We start from the raw sequence: 11,325 nt of genomic DNA on the forward strand, positions 1-11,325 counted from the left end.
CATGATAAAAAACTCATATATGGCAATATTAATGTTAAATGAACATCAGCAAGATATTAGAAGCTTAACTAAAAATAGGCCTCTAGCGTCAATACCCATTTATGGAAGGTATCGTATCATTGATTTTATCCTTTCAAATATAGTTAACTGCGGTATAAGAAATGTTGGCATTTTTTCACCTAATAATTCCCGTTCTTTAATTGACCATTTAGGTACTGGACGTTCTTGGGATTTGAATAGAAACGTGGACGGATTATTTATATTTAGTTCTTATTCAAAATACCGTTATCAACAAAATGAAAATTTACTAAAAAATTTTATAGAATATGTTAACATCAGCAAGCAGCAAAATGTTATATTATGTCAATCACATATGATATGTAATATTGATATTGATAAAGTTATAAAAAATCATGAAGAATCTCAAAATGACATTACGGTTGTTTACAAAAATGTGAAAAATGGGGATACATACATTCATGGCTGCAATATTATAAATATAAATAAAGAAGGCAAAGTATCCAAAATACGAAACAACATTGGCTTTAACAAAGAAGCTAAGATCTCCATGGATATAATACTAATGAAAAAGGAGTTACTGTTTAACTTTTTATATGAACTTGCAAAATCTGATATATATGAAAATTTATATGAATGCATCTATCTAAATATAGATAGATATACTGTAAATGCCTATGAATTTCAAGGATATGTAAAGTCCGTTAATTCAATAAATCAATACTATGATGCTAATATGGATATACTTAATCCTGAAGTTCTTGAGGAGCTTTTTTACAAGAATGGTTCTATATATACTAAAACTAAAAATGAACCTTCTACAAAATATTTAAAAAACTCTTCTGTATCTAATTCATTAATTGCCAACGGTTGTGTCATAGAAGGCACTGTAGAGAATAGTATTATTTCAAGACAAGTACATATAGCAAAAGGTGCTGTAATAAAAAACTGTATAATATTTCAAAATTGCACAATAGAAGAAGGTACTTACTTAAATAACATAATACTGGACAAGGATGTTTTAGTTCGAAAAAATGTAAAGGTTCAAGGAACATGTGAATTTCCGTTAGTTGTAGAAAAAAATAGCGTTTTAAATTCTAACTAAATCTTTTATATAAGGGAGGAAACAATATGTTAAAAATTTTATTTACAGCAGCAGAAGCCCATCCTTTTATAAAGACAGGTGGTCTTGGTGATGTAGCTTACTCACTTCCTAAAGCCTTAAGAGAATTAGGAATTGATGCTAGAGTTATAATTCCTAAATACTCAAATATATCTTCAAATTTCAAGTCAAAAATGAATCATATAAACAATTTTGATGTACCTGTTGGCTGGAGGAACAAGTATTGTGGACTAGAATATTATGAATTTAATGGAGTTCCTTTTTATTTTATAGATAATGAATACTATTTTAAAAGAAACAATCTTTATGGATTTTTTGATGATGGTGAAAGATTTTCATATTTTTGCAGAGCCGTTTTAGAATCCATGAAATACATGGGTGATTTTGTTCCAGATATAATACACTGCAATGATTGGCATACTGGAATGATACCTGTTTTACTAAATGAACATTATAAAAAGAAAAATGAATTTATAAATACTAGAACTATTTTTTCAATTCATAATTTAAAATATCAAGGAGTTTTTGGAAAGGAAAATTTAGGCGATTTACTTTCTCTTGGAGAAGAATATTTTAACGAAGATGCAGTTAAGTATTATGATGCAATCTCCTTTATGAAGGCTGGTATTAACTTTTCAGATATAATAACTACTGTAAGTAAATCTTATGCAGAAGAAATAAAGACTCCTTTCTATGGCGAAAATTTAGATGGATTATTATGCAGTAAAGACTATAAACTGCACGGCATTGTCAACGGAATAGATTATGAACTTTTTAATCCTAATACAGATAACCACATACACTATAGATATAATTCATCAACTACCTACAATAAAGTAAAAAATAAAACAAAACTTCAAAAAATACTAAACCTTCCTCAAAACGAGAATATACCAATTATCTCCATAATATCAAGACTTGTGAGCCAAAAAGGCTTAGATTTAGTTGCTTCAATCGTCGAGCAATTACTTGCTATGGATATTCAACTAGTAATATTAGGTACTGGTGATGACTGTTTTCAAGATATGTTCCAATATTTTTCACATATATATCCTTCAAAAATTTCAACTAATATAAAGTTTGATAATTGTTTAGCTCAACAAATATATGCAGGTTCCGATATGCTTCTTATGCCTTCTCTTTTTGAGCCTTGTGGAATAAGCCAATTAATTTCTCTAAGATATGGAACAATTCCAATAGTAAGAGAAACAGGAGGCCTAAAAGATACCATAACTCCTTATAATCAATACACAGAGGAAGGGAATGGTTTTTCTTTTAAAAATTATAATGCTTATGAAATGCTAGACATAATAAAATATGCTATAAAAATATATAATAACAAAAAAGCTTGGAATAAACTTATGAAAAAAGCTATGCTTGAAGATAATAGCTGGAAAAATTCCGCAAAAACTTATATAGATTTATACAAAACATTGACATAATAATTTATTCCAAAGCTTATACGAGGTGATTAAAAATGATTTTAGATAAGGAATTCATAAAGTATGCCTTTAAGCAGAAATTAATGAGTTTATATGCAGAGGATATAAGTGAATTAAATAAATATCATTACTTTACAGCTCTAGGGAATCTAGTGAAAGACTATATTTCAGAGGGTTTAATGAAGACAAATAAGTATTACTTAAATAATAAACAAAAACAAGTTTACTATTTTTCAATGGAATTTCTTATAGGAAGACTTCTTGAAAGTAACCTAATTAATCTTGGCTTAAGGGATGTATGTGAAGAAGCTTTAACAGACCTTGGAGTAGATTTTAATGAAGTTTTATCTGTTGAAAAAGATGCTGGTCTTGGGAATGGTGGACTAGGAAGATTAGCTGCTTGTTTTTTGGATTCAATGGCATCAATTGGAATTGCAGGTCATGGTTGTGGTATAAGATATAAACATGGACTATTTGAACAAAAAATTGCAAATGGTTATCAAGTTGAAGTTCCTGACAATTGGCTTAAGGAAGGCTATGTATGGGAAACAAGAAAGCCTCATAAATCTGTCATAGTTAAATTTGGTGGAAATGTTGATCTTATTAAAGAAAATGATAGCTTTAAAGTAATATACAAAAATTATGAACCTGTTCTTGCAGTACCATACGACATACCTATTGTTGGCTATGATAACAATATTGTAAATAATTTAAGGCTTTGGAGCGCAGAAACTGTTGATGATGATTTTGATTTTTCTTCTTTTAGCAATGGAGATTATTTGAAAGCCGTAGAATATAAATATTCAGTAGAATCCATTACTCAAGTACTATATCCTGACGATTCAAATGAAAAAGGAAAAATTTTAAGATTAAAACAACAATACTTTTTTGTAAGCGCAGGCCTTCAAAGTATATTAAGACGATATGAAAAGCTGGGCTTACCTTTAAATAAACTAGCTCAATATATAGCTGTACACATAAATGATACCCACCCATCTGTTGCCATAGCAGAATTAATGAGATTATTGGTTGATGAAAAATCAATGTCTTGGGAAGAAGCCTGGAAAATTACTACTAATGTTATGGCTTATACCAATCATACTATTTTAGCTGAAGCTTTAGAAAAATGGCCTGTAGATATGTTTAAAAAACTTCTTCCTAGAATTTATATGATTATAGAAGAAATAAACAGAAGATTTTGTGCAGAAGTTTTTGATGAATATAACGGAAACTGGAACAAAATAAATGAAGTGTCTATTATATCTAATAATACTATAAGAATGGCCTATCTTGCCATTGTAGGAAGTCATTCAGTAAATGGAGTGGCAAAACTTCATACAGAAATATTGAAAAACCAAGAACTTAAAAATTTCTATGATTTTTATCCTGAAAAATTTAACAATAAAACTAATGGTATAACCCATAGAAGATGGCTTATGGAGTCAAATCCTAAGCTTACTAATTTAATTAATGAAACTATAGGTACAGATTGGATTAAACATCCTTTAGAATTAAAGAAACTAGAAAGCTTTGCATATGATATTTCAATTCAAGATAAATTTGCAAATATAAAAAGAGATAATAAAATAACTTTATCTAATTACATTAAAAATAAATATAATATTAACGTCAACCCAAACTCTATATTCGATGTTCAAGCTAAGAGACTTCATGCTTATAAAAGACAGGTTTTAAATGTACTAAACATCTTAGATTTATACAACAGATTAAAAGAAAATCCAAATTTAGATATAGTTCCAAGAACATTCATATTTGCTGCCAAAGCCTCACCTGGATATCATCTAGCAAAACAAGTTATAAAATTAATAAATAGCGTAGCTGATAAAATAAACAATGATACTAGCATAGGAGATAAAATTAAAGTAGTTTTTCTTGAAAATTACAGTGTCTCCTTAGCAGAAAAGCTTATTCCTTGTACAGATGTAAGCGAACAAATTTCAACAGCTTCCAAAGAAGCTTCTGGTACAGGAAATATGAAATTTATGATGAATGGTGCTGTCACTATAGCTACCTTAGATGGAGCAAATGTTGAGATAAAAGAAGCTGTTGGAGAAGATAATATTGTAATATTTGGTTTAACTGCTAGTGAAGTAATTGAATTTTATAAAAATAAGAACTATCACTCTAGAGATATCTTTAATAATGATCTTAGAATCAACAAAATTTTAACTCAACTCACCAATGGATTTTTAAATGTATCCAATTATGAATTTAATGATATATATGACAACCTTTTATTCAAAAATGATGAGTATTTTGTATTAAAAGATTTTGATGCCTATGTAAATGCTCAAAATAAAATAAATCAGCTTTATACGGATAAATCAAAATGGCAAAAAATGAGCATAATAAACATTGCTAATTCAGGTATTTTTTCCAGTGACAATACTGTAGCAAAATACGCTGATGAAATATGGAATATAAAAAAAGTGTATTTAAAAAGTCAAGCACTTGATTAAATTGGAGGGGCACTAAATGAACTCAATTTCAATTTTACACAATTCCTGGGATTCCTTTTTTAGATGTCCTTTTGGCGCAGTTGAATGTGACAAAGATATTCACCTTAGAATTGAAATAACTGCAAATTCTTATGTTAATGTTGTCAAGCTAGTGATATTTGATGATTATAATAAAAATTATTATCCTATGGACTTTGAATTTAAAGAAAATGATAAAACTGTCTTTAATTTTAATTTAAAAACTCCAGCTAATCCTTCTTTACTTTTCTACTATTTTGAAGTGTGGATAGATAATAAAGTTCTTTATTATGGAAATAATTCTTTATTGACTGGTGGAAAAGGAGACCTTTATGAAAGTTCTCCTCTTCCTTATCAAATCACAGTTTTCCAAAAGGGATATAGTACACCTAATTGGTTTAAAAATTCTACAATTTATCAAATATTTGTGGATAGGTTTTTTAATGGAAATGATGATAATTCTATATTGAATCCTAAAAAAAATACTTTTATTTATGGTAATTGGTATGATAAACCTATGTATATACGAAATCCTGAAACCAATGAAATATTACGATGGGATTTTTATGGTGGAAATTTAAATGGTGTTCTAAAAAAGCTTGATTATTTGAAAAATTTAGGTGTGAACGTTATTTATTTCAATCCTATATTTGAAGCACGCAGCAATCATAAATACGATACTGGTAACTATAAAAAAATAGACAGTATGTTTGGTGATGAAAGCTTATTTAAACTTCTTGTAAAGGAAGCTTCCTTAAGAGGTATAAGTATAATTCTAGACGGAGTTTTCAGTCATACAGGCTCTGACAGTTTGTATTTTAACAAATATAACAATTATAATTCTTTAGGAGCATATCAATCAAAGGATTCTAAGTATTATTCCTGGTATAATTTCAAAAACCATCCAAATGAATATGAAAGCTGGTGGGGAGTATCAGATTTGCCTAATGTCAATGAGCTGAATGAAGACTACTTAAACTACATCATAAAAGATGAGGACAGCGTTATAAATCACTGGATGAAGGCTGGAGTAAAAGGCTGGAGATTAGATGTAGCAGATGAGCTTCCTGATGAATTCATAAAAGAATTAAAAAAGATAAGCTCAAAGAAAAATTCAGATTCTATAGTTATAGGTGAAGTGTGGGAAGATGCTTCAAATAAAATAAGCTATAGTAAAAGAAGACAATACTTTTTGGGAAAAGAACTGGATTCTGTAACTAACTATTTAATGAGAGATAACCTTTTAAATTTTCTATGGAATAATATAAACTCTGAAACTTTACACAATAAATTTATGAGTTTATATGAAAATTATCCTCGCCATAACTTTTATTCCTTAGTTAATCTTATTGGAAGTCATGATGTTGAAAGAATTCACACATTACTTAAACAAATTGCTAATAATTACATGGTAAATTCCTTTGATGATTTGGGTGATATATGTTTTAAGTTATTAAAAATAGTAACATTAATCCAATTTACATTTCCAGGGGTCCCTCTTTTATATTATGGAGATGAAGCAGGACTTGAAGGGCTTAAAGATCCTTATAATAGAGCTACTTATCCTTGGGGATTTGAAAATAAAGAAGTATTAAATTGGTACAAAAATTTAATTCATATAAGAAATGATAACAAAGCTTTGAGAACAGGAAAATGGAAACAGATGTACTTTTATGATAATGTATATGGTTATTTTCGTTATATAGATAATAACGAAGATGAATTTAATATTCCTTGTGAAAATTCTTTGTGTCTCATACTAGTAAATAAGAGTCCAACTGAAGGCTGCAATATTAAAATAAATATGGACAACTATAAATATAGTAGTTTCACTAACTTTTTAAACAAATGTGATAAGGTAGAATTTGATAATAATGAACTTAATCTTTTTATTAAACCTTTAGATGCAAAACTATATATTGGCAATTAAATATCACAATTTATTGAGTACTTTAATAAAATATATAGTATGAAGGTTGAGTAAGAAATTTTAAGGAGATTTTTTCATTGTTTAAACTAGAGCCTATGAATTTTAATTTTTCTACTGTAAAAGGTATTACTGAAGATCAATTAATGCAGCATTATAAATTATATTCTGGATACGTAAAGAAATTAAATGAACTGTGGAATTTTCCTGTAGATGCTGGAAGCTATGGTGAAGGTAATTCAACTTATAGCAATATGAGAAGTCTTAAATTAGGAGAAACTTATGCTTTAGATGGAATTATCCTTCATCAATTATATTTTGAAAATATATGTAACAGTTTTAAAAAACCCTATGGTGAAATACTTAATTTAATAATAAGAGATTTTAAAAGCTTTGAAAATTTCAAGGAGTATTTAACAAATGTAGGGCTCTCCATGAGGGGGTGGGCTATTTTAGTCATAGATCCTATAGATAATAAACTCCATATAATAGGTTCTGATGCTCACGATGTTGGAGCCTTGTGGAACTGTTATCCTCTACTTGTCATGGATGTATATGAACATGCTTATTTCATAGATTTTCAGACAGATAGAAAAAAATACATTCAGATATTTATAGAAAATATAAATTGGAAAATAGTAAATGAAAGACTTCAAAAATACTATTTAATCAAATCTACATTGAACAATCTTAGGTGCTTTGGCAATAATTCTATATGCCCTAGATGGTACATTTAAAAAAAGCGGTACATTTTTTGTACCACTTTCTTTATATTATTGATCAAATCGCTCAATATTGGATATTAAAAAAACATTAGACAACATAGCTTCTTTTATTACTTTTCTACATTTTCATGTTTGACATGTTTCCTACTATTTGAGGATTTACCATACCAAATATCATTGCCACATGAGCAACTACTAAAAACCCACTGACTAATATAAAATGAATCTTCATCTTTTCTTCATCGTTTTTTCCTCTAAATAAAATTCCAAGCTCCATAAGTGCTATTGGAAGAAGGAATAGAACTCCACTTAGATAAAAACCTACTGCTACAACATCTACCCAAGTATGCCATCCACCACTTTGAGTTAATGGTAATACAGCATTTATAAACAAATATATAAAGATACCTGTAAAATAAAATCCATCAAAAATACCTACAACTTTATTTAAAGTTCTAATTCCTCCACTTTTTAATCTGTTAAACACAATAAAAAATTCTGTAATTGTAAGGGTTTCTGCCATTACAACTGGGATTACCATAAATATTATAAGATTCCATGGCTGATTGTCTGCCAAAAGAGACATATAATGTGTCATACTCATAATTTAATTACCTCCTGTTTATTTACTTGAGGTAATAATAGCATTTTTTTATGAAGATATTATAAAGATCTTCTAGATAAATAAATTGACATTGGAATCCTCTGCTTCTCCTAAATAATAACCTACTCCTCCTATTTTTACTCCATTAATTAATTCTTCCTTTTTTATTCCCATAACATCCATTGACATCTGACAAGCTACTATTTCTATACCTGAATTTATAGCTGACTGTATTAATTCTTCAAGGGAGTTTACATTCTTATCCTTCATAACCTTTCTAATCATTTTTGCACCCATGCCGCACATGTTCATTTTGGAAAGTCCTAATTTTTTACTTCCTCTTGGCATCATCATACTAAACATTTTATCCATAATACCTTTATCTGTTTTAATCTTTTCAGGTTTTCTAAGTATGTTAAGTCCCCAGAAAGTAAAGAACATAGTAACTTTTTTACCCATGGAAGCTGCACCATTAGCTATTATAAAAGATGCTATAGCTTTATCTAAGTCTCCACTAAAAACCACCATAGTTTTATTATCTTTTTGTAATGCTTCACTATTTAAGTTCATATCATTACTATTCATTAGTTTTTTTTTACCTTTTCTTATAAGTGCTTCTATATTTGCTTTATCCTTTTTTCTATTTAACAATTCATTGTTTGTAGTTTTACACCAAGATTTTATATCTTCATAAAATCCAGGATCTGATGCAGTAACTTTTAAAACTTCTTCATCTTTCATATCTTCAATACTTTTACCAACTTGCATTAATGGTCCAGGGCAACATAATCCACAAGCATCTAAAGTCTTATTAAAACTTTCTTCTTTTTGTTCATTATACTCATTACCATCACTTTCCAAACTTACTTCTTCCATAACTTTTGTTTTAAAATTAATGAAACTGCCCTTATCATTTTTATTCATTACAACATCTGCAGGTTTAAATTTACTCATAGAATAAGTTTTATATCCTCCAGTTAAATTTTTTACATTAAATCCATGAGCAGTTAAAATTCTAGATGCAATGTATCCTCTAAGACCTACCTGACAGTATATTAATATTTCCTTATCCTTATCCAATTTATTTTTTAATTCTCTTAAGTCATCTACAGGTAAGTTTAAAGCACCTTCAATATGTCCATTATCAAATTCTAAATCTGTTCTTACATCTACAAGCACACTGTTATCTTTATTTCTATTGTCTATGTCTTCTGGAACTATTGAATTCATTCTTCCGTTTATTACATTTTCAGCTACAAAACCTGCCATATTTACTGGATCCTTTGCTGAAGAATAAGGTGGTGCATAAGCAAGCTCCAATTCCTCTAAATCATAAATGGTTCCCTTAAGCCTCATAACAACTGCTATATCATCAATTCTTTTATCAACCCCAGCATATCCAAAAGCCTGAGCTCCAAGAATTTTTCCTTCTCCATTGAATATAAGCTTTATAGACATAGGAGATGCTCCTGGATAATAAGATGCACTGGATTGTGGATGAATGTATATAACTTTATAAGATATGTTTTTACTTTTCAAGATTCTTTCATTATTTCCTGTACTTGCACCTGTAATTCCAAATACTTTTATAATTGCTGTTCCCATAGTACCTTTATACTTTGAATTTAATCCACATACGTTATCTGCTGCAATTCTCCCCTGTTTATTTGCAGGACCAGCTAATGCTATGGCAGTTTTACTTTCATTCACAAAATCAACTACTTCTACAGCATCACCTACAGCATATATATTTTGCAAACTTGTTTCCATATTGCTGTTTACCACTATATGACCTTTTGGTCCAAATTCTAAACCTGAATCCTTTAAAAATTCAGTGTCAGGCTTCACACCAATAGCAAGTATAACTATATCAGCATACAAACACTTTCCACTGTTCAACATTACATTTATGCCATTATGTTCTTCCTTAAAAGCCTTAACTCCATCATTTAAAATAACTCCAACGCCATTATCCTCTAATTCCTTTTCTGCAAAAGTAACCATATCAGAATCAAAAGGTGCTAATATATGAGGTGCAGCTTCAACTAATGCTACATTTAATCCCCTTTCTTTAAGATTTTCAGCCATTTCAACCCCTATATAGCCTCCGCCTATAACTACTGCATTTTTAACATTTTCATCATCTACATAGGTCTTTATTTTATCTGTATCTGGTACAGTTCTAAGTGTAAATATTTTTTTGCTATTTATACCTTCTATAGGAGGTTTTAAAGGTGATGCTCCTGGTGATAAAATTAAATAGTCATAGCTTTCATTATACTCACCTTTATCCTTGCTATATACTGTTACTTTTTTGTTTTTAGAATCTATAGAAACCACTTCACTATTTACTCTGACATCTATATTAAATCTTTCCTTCATTGCTTCTGGAGTTTGAACCAAAAGTTTTTCTCTTTCTTTTATTCTTTCGCCTATATAATAAGGAAGTCCACAGTTTGCAAATGAAATATACTGTCCTTTTTCAAACATTATTATGTCTAAATTTTCGTCCAGCCTTCTAAGCCTAGCAGCAGCTGAAGCACCTCCAGCTACTCCACCAACTATCAATACCTTTTTATTCATACAAATTCCCCCCTCAATATTTTAGTTTTTAAATAATTCTTTTATTAATCTTACAGCCTTTTCATTAGAAACACTGTAATAAATCTCAAGACCATTTCTTTTTCCTTCCACAATTCCTGCTGCTCTAAGCTTTTGTAAATGCTGGGATATAGTGGATTGAGGTACCTGCAAACAATCTTGCATGTGACTAACATTACATCCGCCATTTTCCAGCAACCCTTTAACTATACATAATCTAACAGGATGTGCTAGTACTTTTAATAATTCTGCTGATTCATTGTACTTAGAAAAATCTTTATCCATATCCATATATTTTTACCTCCATTATTAAGTTTAACTATCATCTATTCTCATATTCATTAATTACTATATTTATATATTACGATATATAAATGCAAATGTCAA

General features: G+C 29.1%; 8 protein-coding genes. 5 read left to right on the plus strand and 3 right to left on the minus strand.

Annotation, left to right across the window (positions count from 1 at the left end; translation table 11 throughout):
- Nucleotide 1: 1 nt before the first annotated feature.
- The 5 genes from glgD to Q6H37_RS22255 all read left to right on the plus strand — a co-directional run bounded on the left by glgD (nt 2) and on the right by Q6H37_RS22255 (nt 7,745).
- A complete protein-coding gene (glgD, locus tag Q6H37_RS22235; protein WP_318736688.1) occupies nt 2–1,123 on the plus strand; it encodes a glucose-1-phosphate adenylyltransferase subunit GlgD in 1,122 nt (373 codons plus the stop codon).
- Nucleotides 1,124–1,149: 26 nt separating this feature from the next.
- Nucleotides 1,150–2,583 (plus strand): glycogen synthase GlgA, encoded by a 1,434-nt coding sequence (glgA, locus tag Q6H37_RS22240; RefSeq protein WP_318736689.1) that lies wholly within the window; start codon nt 1,150–1,152, stop codon nt 2,581–2,583.
- 35 nt (nt 2,584–2,618) lie between these two features.
- Nucleotides 2,619–5,063 (plus strand): glycogen/starch/alpha-glucan phosphorylase, encoded by a 2,445-nt coding sequence (locus tag Q6H37_RS22245; RefSeq protein WP_318736691.1) that lies wholly within the window; start codon nt 2,619–2,621, stop codon nt 5,061–5,063.
- A 16-nt stretch (nt 5,064–5,079) separates the two neighbouring features.
- Nucleotides 5,080–7,011, plus strand: coding sequence for a glycoside hydrolase family 13 protein (locus Q6H37_RS22250; RefSeq protein ID WP_318736693.1), 1,932 nt, complete (start codon nt 5,080–5,082; stop codon nt 7,009–7,011).
- Nucleotides 7,012–7,088: 77 nt separating this feature from the next.
- Nucleotides 7,089–7,745, plus strand: coding sequence for a superoxide dismutase (locus Q6H37_RS22255; RefSeq protein WP_318736694.1), 657 nt, complete (start codon nt 7,089–7,091; stop codon nt 7,743–7,745).
- A gap of 106 nt (nt 7,746–7,851) precedes the next feature.
- On the opposite strand, the gene Q6H37_RS22260 is transcribed toward Q6H37_RS22255, so the two are convergent.
- The 3 genes from Q6H37_RS22260 to Q6H37_RS22270 form a co-directional block, all read right to left on the minus strand.
- Nucleotides 7,852–8,337 carry a DUF6803 family protein gene (locus Q6H37_RS22260; RefSeq protein ID WP_318736697.1) on the minus strand — a complete coding sequence of 162 codons (486 nt, stop codon included), beginning with the start codon at nt 8,335–8,337 and terminating at the stop codon, nt 7,852–7,854.
- 72 nt (nt 8,338–8,409) lie between these two features.
- Nucleotides 8,410–10,920: a CoA-disulfide reductase gene (locus tag Q6H37_RS22265; protein WP_318736698.1), complete on the minus strand. Its 2,511-nt coding sequence runs from the start codon at nt 10,918–10,920 to the stop codon at nt 8,410–8,412.
- Nucleotides 10,921–10,941: 21 nt separating this feature from the next.
- Complete coding sequence (locus Q6H37_RS22270) at nt 10,942–11,223, minus strand: metalloregulator ArsR/SmtB family transcription factor (protein ID WP_318743115.1); 282 nt, start codon at nt 11,221–11,223, stop codon at nt 10,942–10,944.
- Nucleotides 11,224–11,325 lie beyond the last annotated feature (102 nt).

Source organism: Clostridium sp. JS66 (assembly GCF_033561535.1).
GTDB lineage: Bacteria > Bacillota > Clostridia > Clostridiales > Clostridiaceae > Clostridium_AM > Clostridium_AM carboxidivorans.